Origin of the sequence: Marinomonas algicola (assembly GCF_014805825.1) — a bacterium.
Lineage (GTDB): Bacteria > Pseudomonadota > Gammaproteobacteria > Pseudomonadales > Marinomonadaceae > Marinomonas > Marinomonas algicola.
Genome location: NZ_CP061941.1, coordinates 4016594 through 4038408, shown reverse-complemented (window position 1 = coordinate 4038408; position 21815 = coordinate 4016594). Strand labels below are relative to the sequence as shown.

The 21815-nt window shown below is 41.2% G+C and carries 18 protein-coding genes and 1 tRNA gene; 10 read left to right on the top strand and 9 right to left on the bottom strand.

Annotated elements, in window-relative coordinates:
- Positions 1–194: 194 nt before the first annotated feature.
- From IEZ33_RS18510 to IEZ33_RS18500, 3 genes are all read right to left on the bottom strand, one after another.
- Positions 195–2078 carry a methyl-accepting chemotaxis protein gene (locus IEZ33_RS18510; RefSeq protein WP_191601461.1) on the bottom strand — a complete coding sequence of 628 codons (1884 nt, stop codon included), beginning with the start codon at positions 2076–2078 and terminating at the stop codon, positions 195–197.
- Between the two features lie 178 nt (positions 2079–2256).
- Positions 2257–2856, bottom strand: coding sequence for a 16S rRNA (guanine(966)-N(2))-methyltransferase RsmD (gene rsmD / locus IEZ33_RS18505; protein WP_191601460.1), 600 nt, complete (start codon positions 2854–2856; stop codon positions 2257–2259).
- The gene (locus tag IEZ33_RS18500) at positions 2853–4157 is read right to left on the bottom strand and encodes a peptidase M16 family protein (RefSeq protein ID WP_191601459.1); all 1305 of its coding nucleotides are present in this window, start codon (positions 4155–4157) and stop codon (positions 2853–2855) included. Before IEZ33_RS18500 ends, rsmD begins: the two co-directional genes overlap by 4 nt.
- A 188-nt stretch (positions 4158–4345) precedes the next feature.
- Between IEZ33_RS18500 and ftsY the strand changes: the two genes are divergently transcribed.
- From ftsY to rpoH, 4 genes are all read left to right on the top strand, one after another.
- The gene (gene ftsY, locus IEZ33_RS18495; RefSeq protein WP_191601458.1) at positions 4346–5689 is read left to right on the top strand and encodes a signal recognition particle-docking protein FtsY; all 1344 of its coding nucleotides are present in this window, start codon (positions 4346–4348) and stop codon (positions 5687–5689) included.
- An 83-nt stretch (positions 5690–5772) separates the two neighbouring features.
- Positions 5773–6444, top strand: a complete 672-nt coding sequence (gene ftsE, locus IEZ33_RS18490) for a cell division ATP-binding protein FtsE (RefSeq protein ID WP_191601457.1) — start codon at positions 5773–5775, stop codon at positions 6442–6444.
- Positions 6445–7458 carry a permease-like cell division protein FtsX gene (ftsX, locus tag IEZ33_RS18485; RefSeq protein WP_191601456.1) on the top strand — a complete coding sequence of 338 codons (1014 nt, stop codon included), beginning with the start codon at positions 6445–6447 and terminating at the stop codon, positions 7456–7458.
- A gap of 121 nt (positions 7459–7579) precedes the next feature.
- Positions 7580–8446: an RNA polymerase sigma factor RpoH gene (gene rpoH, locus IEZ33_RS18480; RefSeq protein ID WP_191601455.1), complete on the top strand. Its 867-nt coding sequence runs from the start codon at positions 7580–7582 to the stop codon at positions 8444–8446.
- 79 nt (positions 8447–8525) lie between these two features.
- On the opposite strand, the gene IEZ33_RS18475 is transcribed toward rpoH, so the two are convergent.
- The 6 genes from IEZ33_RS18475 to metK all read right to left on the bottom strand — a co-directional run bounded on the left by IEZ33_RS18475 (position 8526) and on the right by metK (position 14637).
- On the bottom strand, positions 8526–9383 hold the full coding sequence (locus IEZ33_RS18475; protein ID WP_191601454.1) for an energy transducer TonB: 858 nt from the start codon (positions 9381–9383) through the stop codon (positions 8526–8528).
- 7 nt (positions 9384–9390) lie between these two features.
- Positions 9391–10338, bottom strand: coding sequence for a glutathione synthase (gshB, locus tag IEZ33_RS18470; protein WP_191601453.1), 948 nt, complete (start codon positions 10336–10338; stop codon positions 9391–9393).
- A gap of 146 nt (positions 10339–10484) precedes the next feature.
- Entirely contained in the window at positions 10485–11075 is a 591-nt protein-coding gene (locus IEZ33_RS18465) for an OmpA family protein (protein ID WP_191601452.1), read from the bottom strand.
- A 5-nt stretch (positions 11076–11080) separates the two neighbouring features.
- Positions 11081–12535, bottom strand: coding sequence for a TolC family outer membrane protein (locus tag IEZ33_RS18460; protein WP_191601451.1), 1455 nt, complete (start codon positions 12533–12535; stop codon positions 11081–11083).
- 152 nt (positions 12536–12687) lie between these two features.
- Positions 12688–13422, bottom strand: coding sequence for a 16S rRNA (uracil(1498)-N(3))-methyltransferase (locus IEZ33_RS18455; protein ID WP_191601450.1), 735 nt, complete (start codon positions 13420–13422; stop codon positions 12688–12690).
- Between the two features lie 51 nt (positions 13423–13473).
- Positions 13474–14637: a methionine adenosyltransferase gene (gene metK / locus IEZ33_RS18450; RefSeq protein WP_191601449.1), complete on the bottom strand. Its 1164-nt coding sequence runs from the start codon at positions 14635–14637 to the stop codon at positions 13474–13476.
- A gap of 340 nt (positions 14638–14977) precedes the next feature.
- Between metK and tkt the strand changes: the two genes are divergently transcribed.
- The 6 genes from tkt to IEZ33_RS18420 all read left to right on the top strand — a co-directional run bounded on the left by tkt (position 14978) and on the right by IEZ33_RS18420 (position 21791).
- On the top strand, positions 14978–16972 hold the full coding sequence (gene tkt, locus IEZ33_RS18445) for a transketolase (RefSeq protein WP_191601448.1): 1995 nt from the start codon (positions 14978–14980) through the stop codon (positions 16970–16972).
- 79 nt (positions 16973–17051) lie between these two features.
- Complete coding sequence (locus tag IEZ33_RS18440) at positions 17052–18065, top strand: type I glyceraldehyde-3-phosphate dehydrogenase (protein WP_191601447.1); 1014 nt, start codon at positions 17052–17054, stop codon at positions 18063–18065.
- Between the two features lie 41 nt (positions 18066–18106).
- On the top strand, positions 18107–19270 hold the full coding sequence (locus IEZ33_RS18435) for a phosphoglycerate kinase (RefSeq protein WP_191601446.1): 1164 nt from the start codon (positions 18107–18109) through the stop codon (positions 19268–19270).
- A 155-nt stretch (positions 19271–19425) separates the two neighbouring features.
- Positions 19426–20493 carry a class II fructose-bisphosphate aldolase gene (gene fba, locus IEZ33_RS18430; RefSeq protein ID WP_191601445.1) on the top strand — a complete coding sequence of 356 codons (1068 nt, stop codon included), beginning with the start codon at positions 19426–19428 and terminating at the stop codon, positions 20491–20493.
- A gap of 99 nt (positions 20494–20592) precedes the next feature.
- Positions 20593–20677: transfer RNA gene (locus IEZ33_RS18425), tRNA-Leu, on the top strand.
- 100 nt (positions 20678–20777) lie between these two features.
- A complete protein-coding gene (locus tag IEZ33_RS18420; RefSeq protein WP_191601444.1) occupies positions 20778–21791 on the top strand; it encodes a type 1 periplasmic-binding domain-containing protein in 1014 nt (337 codons plus the stop codon).
- Positions 21792–21815 lie beyond the last annotated feature (24 nt).

Genomic DNA, 21815 nt, shown 5'->3' with positions numbered 1-21815 from the left:
TTTGAGTTGGATGTTCGAGAAAGGCGGCCAAATAAATAGAAAGGCACAACTCATGTAAGTCTATCTTTTGCATCAATCGCCATCAAGCGCTTTAGATCAAAAGGTGAAGAGAAAGGGTTGAGTAAAGGGTATTAAAGGTTAAAGCCCAGTGAGTATGTATGGATGAAAGTCACTGGGCTTTAGTGGATATACGATTAAGATAAAGTGAAGACGCTTGTTTTACGGCCTAACTCCATTGTTTGATTTTCTATTTGACTGGTTTTATTTGAGATAGTCTCAATAGAAGATGTATCGTTAGTTAATTGTTGAGCAATGTCATCCATGTCCTTATTCATTTGTACGGCGGTAGACGCTATCTCTTGGATAATTTGCGCCATATCAATGGATGCAGAAGAGCTGGTAGACGCATTTTTTTCAATTTCAAGCATGGCCTGTCCTGCTGTCGCCCCATTTTCTTGGATGGCATCGAGACTCGTTTGGCCACTTTCCATCGTATCAATTGCTTTTTGTGTCGAGCTTTGAATCGTGCTGACAATGGATGTGATTTTTCCTGTTGCTTCAACGGTTTTTTCAGCAAGTGATCGTACTTCATCAGCCACAACTGAAAACCCTCGTCCTGCCTCACCTGCGCGCGCCGCTTCTATTGCTGCATTTAACGCCAGTAAGTTGGTTTGGTTGGCTAAATCATTAATCATTCCAATCACCGCATCAATGTCTTTTGAAAGCTGACCTAGCTCATCAAGCTGTAGACTTGTTTTGGTTACGACTTCTACCGTATGGCTTAAATTGTCTAGGGCCGCTTTGATGGTTTTCGCCCCTTGTTTTGCTGACTCGTAGGTTTCGTTTGAATCGTGTTTGAGCCTGTCTGTGGTATTTGAGACATCTGACAAACGTTCAGAAATGTCCTCTGTTGATTCGGCTAAAGAGTCAGTTCGTTTGCTGACTGAGCGGTTATTTTCAGCAATACTTGATATCGCTGTGTTCAATTCAACGACCATACCGCTTACATCGGTTGTTGTATGAACTACATCGCTTAGGACATTACTTAACCCAGCCGTCATTTCATTTACTGACTTACTTAAAGAATCAAACTCATCATTCCTGTTTTCATTCACAAAGGCTCGTGCTGTTAGGTCGCCGCCTTTTATTTTATTGAGGTCTTGAGTAATACGAGAAATAGATGAACTCACACTAATGCCAATGCCGTACATAATAAGAGCGGCCAAAACCGTTACAATGACACTGACAGAGATCAGCGTTATATTGGCTGTTTCCGCACTTTCATGAGCGTCTTGTTCTGCGGCTAATACGGCTTTTCGAATGATGTTCGCTGTTGTTTCTCGTTGATTCTTAAATTGTTCATTGATGGTTGAAAATTGCTGCTTTGAGTTATTAAGGAGAGCGTATTTTTCAACATATTGGTTAATTGAATCTATATAGGAGGCGGTGATGCTAAGTTTGTCTGTTAAGCCAAATGTATTAATGCGTTTTTGGAACTTTTCGAAGCTACTGGTTACTTGATTAAAGTTCTCTTCAGTGGGCTCGAATAAAAAACTGGTTTCTACTTTTCTTACGTTAACGAATTCACGCTTTAGTAGCGATAATTTAGCGACAGCGTCCATTATTTCGTCGCCTTGACGTGTAATTTCACCTCTTAAACCGGAAGATGATTCAAAGCCTATGGCTCCTTGTTGATCCAGCAAAATGACGAAAACAGTGGAGTAATTATCTAAATAGGTTTTTGTGTCTTTTAACGCATTTCGTATTTGATCTGAACTGGCCAGTAGAATGCTTTTGTTTAGAATTTCTTGGAACGCAATATTACTCTCTTCTATCATAGTTAAAAAGTCGTTGACATTGCTGTCGTTAACCGTTGCGAACGCTTCTGTTTCTTCCAGCATGGCAATGGCCAGCGTGTCCATGCTTTCTTTTATTGTGAAATAATTATGAAGCTTTTGGTTGGCGTCTTGTTGGTTATTAAAGCCATTAAATGCAACGAGAGTAACCAATAAAAAACCGATTACAGAAGACACAAGTAATCCGACTAACTTTGAACGAAAGCTGAGGTTTGAAAACATAACGTGTCCTTATTTTTTAATCTTACTTTAAATGTTAGTCACCAATGTCGTTTTTTGTTATCTCATTAGAATAAATCTCTACAATAAATAACATTTGATAACCTAGTTTTAAACATTGATAGACTAAAAAACAATAGTTCTTATGAAATTTAATGTACTTTATTAATAGACCTTAAATTTACTCAGTTTTATTGACTTCGAATAGCCGGTAACAGAGCTGTCCTGCACTCTTTTCTTTCACTAATGCCCAGTTTGAGGGCGTTTCAGGGAGGTTAGACTCCTTCTCCATTTCGATATAAACCCAAGCGCGATTCGCTAACCATTGATTATTTAAAAGGGGAATGAGCTCTTCTAACCAACCTTTTCTAAATGGAGGGTCTAAAAATACAATATCGAATGGTTTTGATGGCTGTGTTTTTAATAGGTCAAGGGCGTTTTGTTGGATTACCTTTCCGGCTGATGTTTTTAAGGTGGCTAAATTCGCTTTCATTTGCTGTGTAACAACACGACTATTATCGACAAATAAGCAACTTGATGCGCCTCTTGATAGCGCCTCTAAGCCTAAAGCGCCACTACCACAAAATAAATCTCCGCAATGAGCGCCAGGTACCCACACTGAAATCCAATTAAACAGGGTTTCTCGGACTCTATCTGGGGTTGGTCTAAGAGCTTCGACTTCTGGAATAGGTAAGGTTCTTGAGCGCCATTCGCCACCAATGATGCGAAGTTTTGATTTGGTAACTTTAGATGATTTAGTGATTTCTTTAGGGGGCCTCATTGGCGAATTTGAACCTCATGTAGTTGATTTAGTTTTATAAGATTAACCAGTTCTTGTTGGTAGATTTTATAGGAAAAATTGTTTAAATCATGAGTGTAATTATTAATCCATGATTCTAATTGACGTGTGTTGCCTTGAGTGACTTGGGTAGCGATATTAGCCCACCATATCGTTTGTTTAGACTGTTGCAACATCCTCTCCTGAAATAATTCTACTGTTGTCTCAAACTCATCTGCATTCGGTATCATGTTGTCGAGTAACGGCTTTGAATAGACAGTACCGTCATCGAGCGGTGGGTTCGTTTGTGGGCTCTGTAGAATAGGGGGTGCATGTTGAATTCTCCACCATATCCAAGGCAATGGTTGCGCGACTTCAATACGCAGCTCAACGTGATTGGCGTTGTTTTCTTTATTGACTTCTTGAAGAAAATAAGTCGCCCAAAATTGCAGAGTAAACCATTCTTTTGGTTGATTTAACGTTGGCAGGGGCAATCCGCCATAGCTTTCAAGTAGATTACGACCTTCATTTGTCTGGAGGCTTTTTGTTTGTACCTGTACAACAGGTGACGTAATTAATGATGCCGAAAAGCCGTGAGTGATACTATTTAGGTTTTGTTTAATGCTATTTACATCGGGAAGCGCGCCAACAACAACAATCTTATCAATATGCTGCTGAAGTATTTGATAGGTTTGATGTATATCATCCATTTGAATGGGGTCATAAAACTGTGTTTTGGATGTGTTATTGACGTCGGCTCCAAATGTCGCATTGAGTAACTGTTGTTTTTGTGGTGACGAACTTTTAAGTGCGTTTTCCCTGTTAGCAAAGGTTCTCAATTTAAATGATGGCTCTGGTAGCCAAGCAGACAATAACTCGATACTTGGGTTCAATAAAGAGGGGCGGCCATCTATAGAAAACGCCAATTCGCTTTTATTAGATTGGACTTTATAGCTAACACTGGCTGCGAGAGGTTTCAACCTGTCATTGATATAGGTTGTACTAAGTGGCAAGGTGTCTTTTAATAAGAAATCAAATGTGAATTCAGTTAACGATAATTTTGAATCGTTACTGTACCCGTGATTGAATAGAATTCGTATTTCAATAGTGTCACGGGCGGTCCATTCATCATGAACCAACCAAATTACAGGAACCCCAGAAGCCGTTGTCCAGGTTTTGATCTCAGGCATCACATAATGTTTTTCATTTGCCGTGAGGTTTAACAGTAGAACCATTGCAGGGATGATAATCATCAGGGCTGACAAAAATGGTCGACTAAATAATGGTTTTTTTGTCTTAGGCATTCTGTAATTATTCCAAAAAAATAGATTAAAGCGTTAGATCGACCATTTCAGGACTGTTTGATGTATTGAAAAATGTTAAAATTGCATGTTTTCTGTGTCTTTTTACCACAGAATAGTAAAAAAATTGAGTTTAACGGCTTAGATTATTTATAAAGCGGTTAACGGCATCCACTATAGAGATCGACTTAATGGAATTTGTAAATCAAATTATTAGTTTTTTTACTCCTTATTTAGGAGAGTACGCACGCTACGTCCCCATTGTTATTGGTACGCTGATGGCGTTAATCGCATTTTACATTCGACGTGGCTATACCAAAAAAATAGGTACAGAAATAAAAGAAGCCCATAAAAAGGATTCAGAAAACTCGAATGATGATACTTCCTCCCTGCCTGCAGAACAAAATTTATCCGCTGAAGCCAGTATGGAAAACTCGATTGTTAATGACGATACAAGTCCTAAGGTCATCGACAAGGATCAAGCGGAAATCGCCCTGTCGTCTGTCAAAACGGTTAATAAGACCACAGTTGAAGACGTTACTCAGCCAATAGTAGCTGAAAAACCAGAAGTAGTGGCTGGAAAGCCAGAAGTAGTCGTTGAAAAAACAGAAGGCCTTAGCTGGTCCCAGCGAATAAAAGCGGGCTTATCTCGAACTCGTAATGGTTTTGGGAATGGTTTAGCTTCCCTAGTGGTTGGGCGCAAACAAATTGACGATGAGTTGCTAGAGGATATTGAGACTCAACTATTAACCGCGGATGTTGGTGTGGATGCGACACAAACCTTATTAGCTTCTATTACCGACAAACTAGGCCGAAAAGAGTTAAAAGATTCAGATGCGTTATTGTCTTCCTTAAAGCTCGAGTTAAAAGAGATGTTGTCTGAATCTGAAAAACCATTACAAACTGGTCAGCAAGAAGGGCCTTTTGTTATTCTTATGGTGGGTGTGAATGGTGTGGGTAAAACGACCACCATAGGGAAATTGACGAAAAAATTTCAAGCGGAAGGGAAAAGCGTACTTCTTGCGGCTGGTGATACATTTCGAGCGGCCGCTGTAGAGCAGTTACAAGTATGGGGTGAAAGGAATGATGTCCCTGTTATTGCTCAGCATTCAGGCGCGGATTCGGCCTCTGTTATTTTTGACGCTATTGAGTCGGCGAAAGCAAAAGGCATTGATATTGTCATTGCTGACACGGCCGGGCGTTTGCAGAATAAGAGTAATTTAATGAACGAGCTTTCCAAGGTTGTTCGGGTGATGAAAAAGCTTGATGTAAATGCTCCCCACGAAGTGATGCTTGTTCTGGATGCTGGGACGGGTCAAAATGCGTTGAGTCAAGCGAAGTTGTTTACTGAAGCGGTTGGGGTAAGTGGTATTACACTGACTAAATTAGATGGTACGGCCAAAGGCGGTATTATCTTTGCCATTGCGAAACAATTTGCTATACCTATACGTTTTATTGGTGTTGGTGAGCAAGTTGACGATTTACGACCTTTTGTCGGAGAAGAGTTTGTCGACGCCTTATTTGAGGAAGCCTAGTTTCTTTTGAAGAGCATGGCTTCGAGACAGGACCGTTTTACTTTTATCTGTTGTTTGTATAAATATGAGCGTGAGTAAAGTTTGTGGAAATTGAATTTCAACGTGTCGGCAAAAAATATGAAACGGGGCAAGAAGCGCTTAGTCAAGTTAGTTTTCATTTGCAACAAGGTGAAATGGCTTTTCTTACAGGCCACTCTGGCGCAGGTAAAAGTACCCTATTAAAATTGATTATGATGATTGAACGTCAAAGTACGGGGAAAATCATTATTGATGGGGAAGATCTGTACACCTTGAGTCGAAAATACATCCCGTATCATAGACGAAAAGTGGGTGTGGTATTTCAAAATCATCAACTTTTGTTTGATCGGAGTGTCTTTCATAATGTTGCCTTACCGCTCCAAGTCAGTGGCGCTGACCCTTTGCACATTGCTAAACGTGTCAGGGCGGCATTAGACAAAGTGGGTTTATTAGGGAAAGAGAAATATAACCCTATGGCACTATCTGGTGGTGAACAGCAACGTATAGGTATTGCCAGAGCTGTGGTAAATAAACCTCAGCTTTTGTTGGCTGATGAACCAACTGGAAACTTAGATCCTCGTCTATCTTCAGAAATAATGAATCTTTTCCAAGAATTTAACCGAGTGGGCGTCACCGTTTTAGTTGCCAGTCATGACTTGTCTTTGATCGCTCGTATGCAACATAGAGTACTGACGCTTAATCAAGGTAGGATTGTAAATGATGGAGGGTTTAGCTAAATGTCTCAGAAGCCTGAACCTAGAGGTGCAACGCGGCAGTCTACGAGCGTTGTCACGCCTAATACAAAAACGCGGCTGTCAACGCCTTTTCATTTCTCAAGCTATCTCCGTGATCACCAAGGCACGTTACTAGAAAGTTTGATGCGTCTAATGCAGGACCCCTTAGCTAGTATTATGACGGTCATGGTGATCGCGATTGCTTTATCCTTACCTGGCGGTTTATACGTGGGGTTAAAAAATGTTCAATCAATTACGGATCAATGGGATAAGCAATCTATTATTAGTTTGTATTTGTTTGCCGATCTTGAAGATACAAAGGCTTTGTCGTTATCGCATCAGTTGTCTAGTCGTAATGACGTGTTAAATGTAATGTATGTTTCCAAAGAAGAGGGAATGAGGTACTTCGAGCAATCGAGTGGGTACGAGCAAATCTTATCGGCCTTACCTGAAAACCCTTTACCAATTGTCCTTCAAGTGATTCCCGCTTATGATGTTTCAGTTGATACCTTGCCTCGTTTGGAATCCCTGAGAAATGACTTGGCTAACTTTTCTGAGGTTGAGTACGCGGAGCTAGATGCTCAATGGCTGCACCGATTGGCAAGTGTGTTAAGCTTTGGGCAGCGCTTTATTTATGCGCTTTCGGCGCTTTTGGTGGGCGCTGTTTTATTGATAGTCGGAAATACCATTCGAATGGCTGTTGAAAGCCGTCGAGATGAAGTGCTTGTTATGAAGCTTGTTGGTGCGACTGATTCATTTATCCGACGACCCTTTCTATATATGGGGTTTTGGTTTGGTGTGCTGGGTGGCATGTTGGCGAGTATAACGATTTTATGTGTTAGCCTTTGGGTAAGCACGCCCGCGGAGAGAATTATTGCGTTATATCAAAGCGACTTTTCATTGCAGTATTTTAATGCAGATGAAGTTGTTTTATGCTTAACTATGAGCGCAATCATTGGTGTTGTGGGTGCATGGGTAGCTGTTAATAGACATATTTCAGATATAGAATTACAGTGATATTTACGGCTTTACAGGCATGTTTACTTTAATATCGCATAAAATGCACATTTTTATCACATTCACTTTTGGTTAACTTGCTAGTATTTAATACAACTTATTTATAGAGGTAGATATAAAGATGGGTAAAGCTCTTCAGCCTATTGATATTATGACTCCAGGTCAAAATCTTGAGTCGTACATTCAGGCAGTTAGCACGATTCCAATTCTAACTGCTGAAGAAGAACACCAGTTAGCAGAACGTCTTTATTATCAAGAGGACCTTGAAGCCGCTAGAACCTTGGTAATGTCTCATTTGCGTTTTGTTGTACATATTGCAAAAAGCTATTCCGGTTACGGTTTGAATCAAGGTGATTTAATCCAAGAAGGTAATGTTGGCTTGATGAAAGCGGTAAAGCGTTTTAATCCTGAAGTTGGGGTTCGCTTAGTTTCATTTGCCGTTCACTGGATTAAAGCAGAAATTCATGAGTTCATACTTAAGAATTGGCGTATTGTGAAAGTTGCGACAACCAAAGCCCAACGTAAAATGTTTTTTAATTTACGCAGTGCTAAGAAAACATTGTCTTGGTTTAGCCACAAAGAAGTAGAGTCAGTGGCAGAGGATCTAGGCGTTTCTCCTGAGGTTGTTCGTCAAATGGAAGGACGTATGAGTTCTTCTGATATGACATTTGACGCGTCTTCGGATGACGATGATGATAGCGCATTTCAAGCACCAGCAAATTATCTAGAGGATCATCGTTATGATCCTGCTCAATTATTAGAGAATGGTAACTGGGAAGAAGACTCTAATAGACGACTTGAAGAAGCCATGTCTGTATTAGATGACAGAAGCCGTAACATTTTGGTTCAACGTTGGTTATCTGATGGAAAGTCAACATTGCATGAATTGGCTGATGAGTATGGCGTTTCTGCAGAGCGTATTCGCCAGCTTGAAAAGAACGCTATGAAAAAAATTAGAGAATCGATGGGTGAAAATCAGTTTTCATAATTGAGAGAGTTTTTGAAATGAAAGTCCGTCATTGTAACGGGCTTTTTTTTGTCTGGATTTTTTGATGTTAAATGATGGGCTACTGGCTTTGTAATTGATTGCCAGAAATGAACTGCCATGTTCGAATGATTTCTAACTGATCGACTTCCTTTGATAGCTCTGCTGGGAAGGGTTGAAATGGCTCGGCCAACCGAACAATTCGAATGGCGGCATCATCGAGAACCCTTACGCCTGAAGAGTGCAAGATGTCTATTTCCTTTACGTATCCGTTTGATGAGAGAGAGACGGCAAGGCGCAGCTTACCATAGAGTTTATTTCGCTTTGCTTCAATAGGGTAGTGGATGTTGCCAATTCGCTCTATTCTTCGTCTCCAATCGTCTAGGTACTGTGCATCAACGGAAGACTTGGCTGAAACTGAGGTGAGTCGTCTGATTCTTGGTCTTTTGGCAAATTCTTGCCTTTGTTTATCTAGCAGAGCTTCTAAGCTTGCTATATCTGACGACAAACGGCTCGGTAATTGAGTTTGGCCGATAAATTTTTCTTCTAGAGTTTGATTGTTGTCATCAGGTTCCTCAAGTACTTTGAATATTGAATCCTGTTGAGATGAAATGATTTTTTTCTCTTTTATGTCGGTATTAGAGGCCAGCTGTGGCTTAACAGGAGGGGTTATTTCTCTAATTTCATCAGCGATGAATTGGGCCTCTTCGGTCGAGGTTAGTTTTTCTTTTCGAACCTCTGTGCCACTGGCTTGCTGGTTTGCTTGAGCGATAAAGTCAGCTTCTTTTGGCGCTTCTGATTTATGTTGAACAATGGTGATCTCTAATGATTTAGAGGGGGGGAGTGCTAGGTTTAACTCAAAGTTAATAAAAACCACCATAAGTACATGCATGCTTATGGCGGCAAATAATGCAATTGAGAATCGATCTGCTGTACGCATAAGAATACTAGTTCAAACGTTTCTCTATGGCTCGAATTAAGTCCATTGCAATGTCTAGATTGTATTGATTATTGAGCTCTCTAACGCATGTTGGGCTGGTTACATTGATTTCGGTTAGATAGTCGCCAATGACATCAAGACCTACAAAGAGCAGCCCTTTTTCTTTTAATGTTGGGATGACTTGGTTGCAAATCCAAAGGTCACGCTCTGAAAGTGGTCTACCTTCACCACGGCCTCCAGCGGCTAGGTTGCCTCTGGTTTCTCCTGAAGCAGGGATACGCGCTAGAGCATATGGGACCGGCTCTCCGTCTACAATAAGAATACGTTTATCGCCTTGAGTGATTTCTGGGATGAATTTCTGAGCCATGATTTGTTCAGTGCCCATATTTGTTAATGTTTCAATAATGACACTTACATTAGGGTCATCATGGCGCAGACGAAATATGGATGTTCCTCCCATGCCATCTAACGGCTTAAAGATCACATCACCATGATCTTTGTGAAATTGTTTTAACAAGTCTGCGCGGCGCGTTACCAGAACGGGAGGGCAGCATTCTGGAAACTGTGTTGCAAAAAGTTTTTCGTTACAGTCACGTAAGCTCGAAGGCTTATTGACGACTAGGGTTCCTTCTCGTTCCGCTTGCTCTAAAATCATAGTGCTATAGACAAATTCGCCATCAAATGGAGGGTCCTTACGCATTAAAATAACATTCAAATCTGCTAATGAAGTTTTTCTTTCCTCTCCTAGCGTATAGAATTTTTCTGGATCTTTGAAGACGTGTAGATTTTTGGTTATAGCAAAGGCTTTGCCTGACTCTAAAAATAAGTCTTTTTGCTCGATGTAGAAAAGCTCCCAGCCTTTTTCTGCAGCGGCCCAGAGCATAGCGAGAGACGTGTCTTTCTTGTAGTTTATAGACGCAATAGGGTCCATAACGATGCCAAGCTTAATGGTCATTGAATATTCCTGTAGGGTAGATGAGGCAGAAGCTGCGCCCAAAAAATATTTAATATATAAAAAGCCATGCTATAGAAATATGTGGGGTATGAGAAGGGAGTAACAGCAACAATAACTCTATTGTTGCTGTTTTTTACACTTAACGCTTATCTATCAACGCTATAAATATCCCATCGCTCAATTTTTGCTGTAGATTGCGCAAAAACTTCCGCGACAACTCGGCGGTTTTGTGCCCTACCTATACCATTGTCATTTGACGCAATAGGTTTGCTTTCACCATAGCCAATACCACGTAGAATATTTTCATCAATATTGAAACTGCTTATTAATACGTCGACGATAGCCGAAGCTCTACGCTGAGAGAGAAGTTCATTGGAATCAGATGATCCTATATTATCTGTATGGCCCTCAATCACAGCCGTACTTCCCGGGTTATCATTTAAAAAATCGGCCAGTTTTTTCACCTCTTTATAATATTGAGGTTTTACTTCATGCCTTCCCGAATCAAATAAAATATTAAGCTCTACAGACAGCAGTTTGGTGCTTTCTTCATGACACCCTATATTATCTATAGCCGCATTTCTTGGCGTGTTAGGGCACGCATCACGTACATTAATGACACCATCTAAGTCATCGTCTTTAAGTTCTTCACGATCTAGCTGATCTCCATAAACAGAGAATGCCATTGACTGTGAAGACAGCAATATTAAACAAATGCATAATCCAATCGTTTTCATAATAATTACCAACCGCTGCCAGTTTCAGAGTCTATGAATAGTTCTTCGCTTGAAGGTAGGATGCTTTCTGGATCACTTACCGATTCAGCCTCTACCGTTTTTAGCCTGTCAATGGCGCTGATTGTTTGCTCTGTTGAGATGATAGATTCATCCTCAATCTGGTCTTCAAAGCCTAAAATAGCAGGTCTATAAATACGTAGCGCTCTCATTAGTTCGCCTTTAGCATTAAATAGTCTGAACTCGGCAAATTGTTCGTCATAATCAGCATTTACATAGCTCTGTCTTGCTTCAAAAAGTTCGTTTTCACTGTCTAGAACATCTAATAATGTTCGACGTCCTAATCTGAATTGACTTTCATAGGCTTTTTGAGATTGCTTGGTGGCGATAACGTGCTGTTGAATGTGTTTCTTTTGCGCTGCTGTTGATTTGTACGCAGCCCAAGCCAAGCGAACCGTCAGTTCTGTATCTCTTATTGTGCTGCGGCGAACTTCAGAGGCTTGCAATATTTGTTGCTCAGCAATTTTGCGTCTTTGTGTATCAGAGCCACCATTGTACAAATTGTAATTTAAGCGAACCATTGCCAGAAGGTCTTCAGAAGCGCCTTCTGCGCCATCTATGTTGTCGTCCCATGTCCGTTCAACAACAAAATCTAGTTGAGGGTAGTTGGTAGCGTCACTAGAAGATTTAGCATTTTCCGTCGCTTTAACATCCCAGTTGGTAACTTCAATGGCCGGATTTTTTGCAATGGCTTCTTCTATTGCCATTTCAAGAGTGGTCGGCAAAAGGTCACGATCTGGAATAGGGTAAATCATATTTTCAGGTGGAAGCTCACCGACAACATAAAGATATTGGCTTTTAGCGTCAACTAGGTTGTTTAGAGCGGCCAAGCGATTGGAGTGGGCTTTTGCTAAGCGCGCTGTTATTAGAGTTAGATCGGATTTACGTCCAACTCCTGTATCACTTTTTAACTTGATCTGTGAGTAAATGCGCTCGTGAGTTTTTAGGTTGAGATCAGAGAGCTTTAAAAGCTCTCTATAACGCAATACATTAGTGTAAGCGTCAGCAACATTTAGGGACGCGTTTTCTACGGCTATAAGAGCGCTCCAACGGCTTGCCTCTGTTTCATTCTTGGTTCTTTTTACTTCGTTCTGAGTTTGGAAGCCTCTGAATAACGGCTGAGAGAAAGACAGAGAAAGTTCTCGACGTGTTAAATCCACATCGTCAGCACCCTCATTGTAGGTGGTTTCTCTACCGACACCTGCGTTTAAATCTAAGCTAGGTCTATAGCCAGAGTTGGAGATTTCAATCTGGCTTTTGTTTTCATTGTATGTCGAAATTGCTTGACGCACAGTAGGGTCATTTTCTATAGCTATATATGTCGCTTCTTCTAAAGTCAGTGCCGAACTTGCTGCACTGTATAGAATTGATGTGAGTAGAACTGTTTTTGAAAACTTATTCATTTTATTGTACTCATGTTCTTTAATGGAATATGAAACTCATTCTATGACAACGATTCTAATGATTTAAGTAAAATATGTATGTAATCAGTTTGTATATTTTTCACTTTATTTGCTTATTTAGTGTACAAATCCAACTTGTGTTCAGCGCTAGCTTAGGAAATGTCTCCCCACATTACATTCAGTGTTGTCAATATTACAATCGGTGCTGTTTCTGTTCTAAGCACTCTTGGACCTAAAGATATTGATGTAAATCCTTGTTTTTCGGAGAGTTTAACTTCGTTCTCTGTTAGCCCTCCTTCTGGCCCAATTAAAACAGCAACTGTATTATCGGATGGTTTGGATAGTTTTGTTAGCTCTTTTTTTGTGCGGTGATGTAAAGTGAGTTTTAACATTTCGTTACAATTCGATGTCCATTCCTCTAATGGCATTGGAGAATGCACTTTTGGTACTATGCCACGGCCACTTTGTTCGGCGGCACTAATTGCGATCTGTTGCCAGTGTTGGACGCGTTTTTCTATTCGACTGTCGTTGAGTTTTACTTCACATCGCTCACTGAATAAAGGTTGTATTGAGTATACGCCAGCTTCGACGGCTTTCTGAATAGCGTAGTCCATTCTTTCACCTCTTGAAAGAGTTTGCCCGATAGCCACTTTAATTGGCGATTCATTGTGTAGCTCAATAAAACCATGGGTGTCGACTTCAGCGGTGCGCTTTTCAACTTGCTTAAGAGTGGCGTTATATTGACCGCCTTTACCATTAAAAACAATTAATGGGTGTTCAGACTTTAATCGTAGTACTTTACACAGATAATGAAAGGTTGCTTCGGGAAGTGAAAAACGGGTGTTTTCAGAAAGTGGTAGGTCGATATAAACTCTAGGTATACGCATAAAAATAAAAGCCCTCAATGTAGAGGGCTTTTATAACGGAAAAGAGAGAACTTATAAACCAGCAGATGCTTTCAATGCAGCGGCTTTGTCCGTTTTTTCCCAAGTAAAGTTGTCGCCAGTACGACCAAAGTGCCCGTATGCGGCTGTTGGAAGGTAAATAGGACGTTTCAAATCAAGCATTTTAACCAGTCCTGCTGGGCGCAATTCAAAATGTTCACGTACCAATTGACTGATGACGGTATCGCTCACTTTACCTGTACCAAAAGTGTTAATGCTGATGGAGGTTGGTTCAGCTACGCCAATAGCGTAAGAGATTTGAATTTCACATTTGTCAGCTAGGCCTGCAGCAACGATGTTTTTCGCCACATAGCGACCTGCATAAGCGGCCGAGCGATCCACTTTAGATGGGTCTTTGCCTGAGAATGCGCCGCCGCCGTGACGCGCCATACCACCGTATGTATCTACGATGATTTTACGACCTGTTAGACCGCAATCACCAACCGGGCCACCGATAATGAACTGACCTGTTGGGTTGATGAAGTATTTGGTTTCTTTAGAAAGCCATTCTTCCGGAAGCACTGGTCTAATGATTTCTTCCATAACAGCTTCGCGAAGATCGCTTTGTTTTACGGCGGCACTGTGTTGAGTAGACAGGACAACGGCGTCAATGGCGCATGGTTTGCCGTTTTCGTCATATCGAAAGGTGACTTGGCTTTTTGCATCTGGACGAAGAAAGTCCAACGTACCGTTTTTACGTACTTCTGCTTGGCGTTGAACTAAGCGGTGGGCATAGGTGATTGGCGCTGGCATTAATACATCTGTTTCATTTGTGGCGAAACCAAACATTAAACCTTGGTCACCAGCGCCTTGTTCATGGTCTCCAGCTTCATCTACGCCAACAGCAATGTCAGCCGATTGCTTACCAATTGCGTTCATGACAGCACAGGATTCCCAGTCGAAGCCCATCTCAGAACTGTTGTAACCAATTTCACGTACCACCTTACGAGTGATTTCTTCAATATCAACCCAAGCGTTTGTACGAACTTCGCCTGCGACTAAAACCATGCCGGTTTTTACCAGGCTTTCACAAGCAACACGTGCCTCTGGATCTTCAGCAAGAATAGCATCAAGAATGGCATCAGACACTTGGTCTGCAATTTTATCTGGGTGTCCTTCGGAAACGGACTCGGAAGTAAATAAAGAATATTCTGACATGTTAGTGCCTCGATCAATAAATGAATAAAGCGCTAAAAAGGCATAAAAAAACCCGCTTAGCTTTGAAGAATAGCTAAACAGGCGTATTGCTTCTGTTTAGCTGATTTTATATAGCGTCCGCAAGCCGAAACAAATCGACGCTTTAATGTCCAATTTTGAACCAGAATAAGAGCAAAATCAACCGATCTTTGAAGTAAATTTGTTAAGTTTTATTTATGTTTTCTTGAAGGACCGTGTTTTTTTCCTTTTATGAGCATTATATGAGAGCGTAGGCGTTGCATAGGGCGACAATAGAGGTGAGAATACTTAGATATTTAAACGCCATCAGGAGCCGAAATAGATGTCATCTCGAAAAGAACTCGCTAATGCCATTCGCGTATTAAGTATGGATGCTGTACAAAAAGCCAACTCAGGACATCCAGGTGCCCCTATGGGCATGGCTGATATTGCAGAAGTCCTTTGGAATGATTTTTTAAAACATAATCCAGTAAACCCAAACTGGGCTGACCGTGATCGGTTTGTTCTTTCAAATGGTCATGGATCAATGTTGATCTATTCTCTATTGCATTTATCTGGGTATGATCTATCGATTGAAGACCTTAAACAGTTCCGTCAGTTGCATTCAAAAACACCTGGCCATCCTGAGTATGGGTACACGCCAGGTGTTGAAACGACTACAGGGCCTTTGGGAGCCGGTATTAGTAATGCTGTAGGTATGGCGATTGCTGAGAAAACATTGGCGGCTCAATTTAACCGTCCAGGGCATGATCTAGTGAATCATTTTACTTACTGTTTCTTAGGTGATGGTTGTTTAATGGAAGGTATTTCTCATGAGGCTTGCTCATTGGCTGGTACATTAGGTCTAGGCAAATTAGTCGCATTTTGGGATGACAACGGTATTTCTATTGACGGTCATGTAGAAGGTTGGTTTACCGACGATACGCCTAAACGTTTTGAGTCTTATGGTTGGCATGTCATTGCAGGTGTTGATGGCCATGACCCTGAGGCAATTCGAGCTGCGATCACCGAAGCCCAATCGGTAACGGATAAACCATCTATGATTTGTTGCAAAACCATTATTGGTTTTGGTTCACCGAATAAGTCGGGCAGTCATGATTGTCATGGCGCGCCTCTTGGTGACGCTGAAATTGCCGCCGCACGTGGTTTTTTGGGATGGGATCATGCTCCTTTTGACATTCCCGAAAATGTTTATTCTGGTTGGGATGCTAAAGATAAAGGCTCTGAAAATGAATCGGCTTGGAATGACAAGTTTGCGGCCTACCAGTTGGCTTTTCCTGAATTAGCGGCAGAATATGAACGACGCGTCTTGAAAGGTGAGCTTCCGGCTGACTTTGAAGAGAAAGCTCAAGCCTTTATTCAAGAGTGCCAGGCGAAAGCGGAAGGCATTGCAAGTCGTAAAGCATCGCAAAACGCAATTGGTTTTTATGGCGCTATGCTACCTGAATTATTAGGTGGATCGGCGGATCTTGCAGGCTCTAACTTAACGCTTTGGTCTGGTTCTAAAGGTATTCAAGATGATGCCGCAGGTAATTACATTTACTATGGCGTTCGTGAGTTTGGTATGAGCGGCATTATGAATGGTGCATCATTACATGGAGGTTTTATCAATTACGGCGCAACGTTCATGATGTTTATGGAATATGCGCGTAATGCTGTACGTATGTCCGCCTTAATGGGGATTCAGAATATCTTCGTTTATACCCATGACTCTATTGGTCAAGGTGAAGATGGTCCAACACACCAACCTATTGAGCAATTAGCTAATTTGCGTATGACACCGAACATGTCTGTTTGGCGCCCATGCGATGCAGCTGAAACAGCTGTTGCATGGAAAGTGGCCATCCAACGCAGTGATGCGCCTACGTCTCTTATTTTTAGTCGTCAAGGATTAAAAGCGCAAGATCGAACGGCGGAGCAATTGGCCAACGTTGAAAAAGGTGGCTATGTACTGCAAGACTGTCAAGGTACTCCTGATGTCATTTTGATTGCTACTGGCTCTGAAGTTCAGTTGGCGCGAGAGTCGGCTGAGGCGCTTTCAGCACAAGGTAAAAACGTTCGAGTTGTCTCTATGCCTTCCACTAACGCGTTTGACTCTCAAGATGCGGATTACAGAGAGTCAGTATTGCCTAAATCAGTGACTAAGCGTGTTGCTATAGAAGCGGCTCATGCGGATTTCTGGCATAAGTATATTGGTTTTGAAGGCGCGGCTGTAGGCATGACCACTTTTGGAGAATCGGCTCCCGGTGGTGAACTACTTAAACATTTCGGTTTTACTGTCGATAATGTCGTTGAAACTGTGAACGGTATTTTGTAAATTCGATGATCTATGAAAAGGGCCATAATGGCCCTTTTTTACTGGAATTATAAACGTCGTTTTAAGGTGTTATAAATCAATGTTAAGAGTGGCTATTAATGGGTATGGGCGTATAGGTCGCTCTGTATTGCGAGCGCTTTATGAAAACGATTATAGGGATAGCATACAGGTTGTAGCGATAAATGAACTATCGGATTTGGATACTATTAGCTATTTGACCCGTTATGATAGTACGCATGGTCGATTTCCGATGTCTGTTTCATGCGAAGAAAGCTCGTTAAAAGTCGGTGACGATCTGATTTTATGTTTGGCGGAATCCGATCCGGATAGAGTCGATTGGCAATCACTCAGTATTGATATGCTACTGGAGTGCTCTGGTAGCTTTTCTTCTAGAGAATCTGCGCAAAAGTACATTAATGCGGGCGTTCACAGGATGTTATTGTCTCAGCCAGCAGATAGTGATGTGGATGCGACAATTGTTTTTGGTTTTAATGAATCCGAAATTGAGGCGTCTCATACTATTGTCTCCGCCGCCTCTTGTACAACGAACTGCATTATTCCAATTCTAGAAGCCATGGAAGCATGGGTCGGTATTGAACATGGAACGACTCAAACCATTCATTCTGCTATGAACGATCAACCCATTATTGATGCTTATCATAAGAATGATTTACGCTTAACACGATCGGCTATGAGTTCAATTATCCCAGTAGATACAGGTCTATCTAAGGGGATTAAACGGTTGCTTCCAGCGTTAGGATCAAAGATTGCTTGTAATGCCCTGAGAGTGCCAACGATTAATGTATCGGCAATTGACCTTGTTATTAGAACGAAAGAAATGGTAACGAAAGAGGAGGTGAACTCTTATTTCGAACGCCTTTCTCGTGGTAAATATCATAATATATTAGGCTTTACCAAAGAGCCTCATGCGTCCGTTGACTTTAATCATGATGCGCGTTCTGTCATTATTGATGGCACACAAACTCAAGTGGTTGATGGTCAACTGGTGAAGCTGCTTTGCTGGTTTGATAATGAGTGGGGCTACGCAAATAGAATGCTAGACGTCGCGAATTATTGGGGGCGTAAGATCTAATATTGTAGTTTTTAATATATTTTATTAAATGGGGAAATGACATGACCGTAGTAAAAATGGTGGATTTGAACTTGGCTGATAAGCGAGTTTTGATTCGAGAAGATCTTAATGTGCCAATTAAAAATGGCAAGGTTTCTAGTGATGCTCGTATTCGTGCTGCCTTACCTACTTTAAAAATGGCATTGGATGCTGGTGCTAAAGTGATCGTCATGTCCCATTTGGGTCGTCCAACAGAAGGGGTGTTTGATGTTGAGTTTTCGATGCAACCTGTTGCTGATCACCTCTCTGATTTATTGAAACAGCCGGTCACGTTAATGAAAGACTGGCTTGATGGCGTTGCTGTAGAAGCAGGGCAAATTGTTTTGGTTGAGAACGTACGATTCAATCCAGGTGAGAAAAAAGACGACGATGTGCTTTCGAAAAAAATGGCCGCGTTGTGTGATGTCTTTGTAATGGATGCTTTTGGTACGGCTCATCGAGCTCAAGCTTCTACTCATGGTGTCGCAAAATACGCTCCAGTAGCCTGTGCTGGTCCTCTGTTAGCCGCTGAGCTCGATGCCTTAGAAAAGGCTTTGGCTGCACCAGAAAAACCGATGGCTGCGATTGTTGGTGGCTCAAAAGTGTCGACTAAACTCACCGTGCTGGAAACGTTGTCTGAAAAGGTAGACCAACTTATTGTTGGAGGCGGCATTGCTAATACCTTTTTGGCGGCGGCAGGTTATCCAGTAGGGAAGTCGCTTTATGAAAAAGAATTAATTCCGCAAGCAAAAGCGCTAATGCAAAAAACATCGATTCCGTTGCCTGTAGATGTTGTTGTGGCGAAAACGTTTTCTGCTGAAGCGGCTGCGACCATTAAAGACGTACAAGATGTTGCTGAAGATGACATGATTTTAGATATTGGCCCAAAAACAGCACAAAAACTAGCCGCGTTACTGGGAGAAGCAAAAACCATTATTTGGAATGGTCCGGTAGGGGTTTTTGAATACGACCAGTTTGGAGAAGGTACAAAAACATTGTCTATGGCGATTGCGGATAGCAAAGGGTTCTCAATTGCTGGCGGTGGCGATACTTTAGCGGCGGTTGATAAATATGGCATTCAGGATAAGGTGTCTTATATATCAACTGGTGGTGGTGCATTTCTTGAATTTGTTGAAGGAAAAATACTGCCGGCGGTGGCAATGCTAGAAACCCGATCAAAAAACTAGTTTAATAAAGAATATAAAAAAATTATAAGGCAAAAAGCCACTTGTTAGTGCTCATGTTATTGGGTACTAGCTTGATAAAAACTAGAGAGTTTACATACACCAATCGAAATTCGTTATTTGCACTTAATAACGATATATATTCAGAGGAAACATTTATGCCTTTAATTAGTATGCGTCAGTTGCTAGATCACGCAGCGGAACACAGTTATGGTTTACCAGCTTTTAATGTGAATAACATGGAGCAGGTTAAAGCCATTATGGAAGCGGCAGATGAAGTAAATTCTCCTGTTATTATGCAGGCTTCGGCAGGCGCTCGTAAATATGCGGGTTCCCATTTTCTTCGTCATCTGATTGCGGCGGCAATTGAGGATTACCCACATATCCCTGTTGTTATGCATCAGGATCACGGTACTTCACCTGCTATATGTCAGCGCTCCATTCAGCTTGGCTTTTCATCCGTCATGATGGATGGATCTTTGATGGCGGATGGTAAAACACCTGCAAGTTATGATTATAATGTTGATGTAACTCGTCGCACAGTTGAGTTTGCTCATGCCTGTGGTGTCTCTGTAGAAGGCGAGCTAGGTGTTTTAGGTTCTCTAGAAACAGGCGAAGCAGGTGAAGAGGATGGCGTTGGTGCGGCGGGCATTTTGACGATGGATCAAATGCTTACAGACCCTAAAGAAGCTGTAGATTTTGTTAATGCGACAGGGATTGATGCGTTAGCCGTTGCGATTGGTACAAGTCATGGTGCTTACAAGTTTACTAGGCCGCCTACTGGTGACATTCTTGATATCGAGCGTATTGCTAAGATTGTTGAGTTGCTGCCTAATACACATATTGTGTTGCATGGCTCTTCTTCCGTGCCTCAAGATTGGTTATCTATTATTAATGAGTTTGGTGGTGACATCCCAGAAACTTATGGTGTACCAGTGGAAGAAATTGTAAAAGCCATTCGTTATGGTGTGCGTAAAGTTAATATTGATACCGATTTACGTTTAGCGGCTACTGGCGCTATTCGTCGAAGTCTTGCTGAACACAAAGGAAACTTTGATCCTCGCAAATATTTGACTGAAAGTATTCGTGCAATGAAGGCCGTTTGTATTGATCGTTATGAAGCGTTTGGTTGCGCTGGTCAGGCATCAAGAATCAATACAATTGACCTAGAAGAAATGGCTGTACGTTATGAGCAGGGTTTGTACAATGACGATCGTAAGTTTTAGATATTAGGTGTGTTTTTTTTAATATGGCATTTTTTTAATGATTTTCTCAAAAAACTGTTGACGTTAAGAAATACCGCCCTATAATGCTCGTCATTCCTTGCGGGAGTGGTGGAATTGGTAGACACGCTGGATTTAGGTTCCAGTGCTTCACGGCGTGAGAGTTCGAGTCTCTCCTTCCGCACCAAATTAAAAAAAGCTGACTTTATGTCAGCTTTTTTTTTCTTTATTTTTCTTCTAAGTAGTACACTACATGAAATGGATGTTTTCCAAGATTGAGTGAAACTATGCTACGTTATTTTCTATTGGTAATCTTTATTGCCGTAAATGATTCTTATGGATTTGAATTTTTAAATAGCGATGTCTATTTGGAAGAGCGACCTCGACAAGCTTCTTTAATGAAACAGTTCGAGGGTGTCGTAAACCGTCCTGCAGAACCTCTTCTGTTCCCTCAAGTTAATACTATTAATATATCGGCCATTTTACCGAAAAACACTCGCCGGTCTTCTTTTTTGAGTGCTTTTAAGCAGAGAATGAAGCGTCTTCAAATAGATTATCGATTAGATGTTGTTGAATACAGTCTAGATGTTGAGAATGACACTTTGTTTGAGGCTTACCAAAAAGTGATGCAGTACCCTCCAGATTATTTGATTACTACCCTAGAAAGGATTCAGCAAAAAGCCATTATTGAATCTATTTTAAGAAAAAATGACACTAAAATAATGCTCTATGACGTCTCGTCGCCAGTAAAGGGCTGGGAAAACGAAAGTGCTGTTTTTTATGCTGGCGTTAACTATTTAGCACTTGCTGATTCTTTTGCTAACCTTTTGGGTCATATTCATCGGCCAGATTCTGATATTGTGACAATTGCTTTTGATAGTGGCTATCGAAATCAGCAATATTGTAACGAATTCTTGGACTCTTTCACGGCTAGTGGGTATACAGCGGAAAAAATTGTGTACTTTGATGGGTCTGATTCATTAAGACGTACTCTGCTGCGAGCGTTAAAAAGTGAAAATAGAAATGTCTTAGTTTTTCAGTGCGATAATTTTTTATCTATAGAGCATTTGGATTTATTTGGCTTGAGTCAGGATAAGGTGACTATTATCAATCGCTGGCAGTATGAAGGCGATTTGAGTCAAAAAGATGCGTCTTTAGTTCGGTTTAAGGTGCCTTTTGATAAAGTTGAAGTTGCTTTAGCTGAAATGATCAAACACCACTTGGAGAGTAAGAGGTACCCAACTTTATACTTATCAAACTTAACCTTTGAAGGTTATCTGTTTGATCCTCTTCTGATGTAAAAAGTACGTTCACATGAGGTGCGC

Excerpts from the sequence above, each read along its gene's own strand:
- IEZ33_RS18510 (WP_191601461.1), bottom strand. The coding sequence starts at position 2,078 with ATGTTTTCAAACCTCAGCTTTCGTTCAAAGTTAGTCGGATTACTTGTG.
- rsmD (WP_191601460.1), bottom strand. The coding sequence starts at position 2,856 with ATGAGGCCCCCTAAAGAAATCACTAAATCATCTAAAGTTACCAAATCA.
- IEZ33_RS18500 (WP_191601459.1), bottom strand. The coding sequence starts at position 4,157 with ATGCCTAAGACAAAAAAACCATTATTTAGTCGACCATTTTTGTCAGCC.
- ftsY (WP_191601458.1), top strand. The coding sequence starts at position 4,346 with ATGGAATTTGTAAATCAAATTATTAGTTTTTTTACTCCTTATTTAGGA.
- ftsX (WP_191601456.1), top strand. The coding sequence starts at position 6,445 with ATGTCTCAGAAGCCTGAACCTAGAGGTGCAACGCGGCAGTCTACGAGC.
- rpoH (WP_191601455.1), top strand. The coding sequence starts at position 7,580 with ATGGGTAAAGCTCTTCAGCCTATTGATATTATGACTCCAGGTCAAAAT.
- IEZ33_RS18475 (WP_191601454.1), bottom strand. The coding sequence starts at position 9,383 with ATGCGTACAGCAGATCGATTCTCAATTGCATTATTTGCCGCCATAAGC.
- gshB (WP_191601453.1), bottom strand. The coding sequence starts at position 10,338 with ATGACCATTAAGCTTGGCATCGTTATGGACCCTATTGCGTCTATAAAC.
- IEZ33_RS18465 (WP_191601452.1), bottom strand. The coding sequence starts at position 11,075 with ATGAAAACGATTGGATTATGCATTTGTTTAATATTGCTGTCTTCACAG.
- IEZ33_RS18460 (WP_191601451.1), bottom strand. The coding sequence starts at position 12,535 with ATGAATAAGTTTTCAAAAACAGTTCTACTCACATCAATTCTATACAGT.
- IEZ33_RS18455 (WP_191601450.1), bottom strand. The coding sequence starts at position 13,422 with ATGCGTATACCTAGAGTTTATATCGACCTACCACTTTCTGAAAACACC.
- metK (WP_191601449.1), bottom strand. The coding sequence starts at position 14,637 with ATGTCAGAATATTCTTTATTTACTTCCGAGTCCGTTTCCGAAGGACAC.
- tkt (WP_191601448.1), top strand. The coding sequence starts at position 14,978 with ATGTCATCTCGAAAAGAACTCGCTAATGCCATTCGCGTATTAAGTATG.
- IEZ33_RS18440 (WP_191601447.1), top strand. The coding sequence starts at position 17,052 with ATGTTAAGAGTGGCTATTAATGGGTATGGGCGTATAGGTCGCTCTGTA.
- IEZ33_RS18435 (WP_191601446.1), top strand. The coding sequence starts at position 18,107 with ATGACCGTAGTAAAAATGGTGGATTTGAACTTGGCTGATAAGCGAGTT.
- fba (WP_191601445.1), top strand. The coding sequence starts at position 19,426 with ATGCCTTTAATTAGTATGCGTCAGTTGCTAGATCACGCAGCGGAACAC.
- IEZ33_RS18420 (WP_191601444.1), top strand. The coding sequence starts at position 20,778 with ATGCTACGTTATTTTCTATTGGTAATCTTTATTGCCGTAAATGATTCT.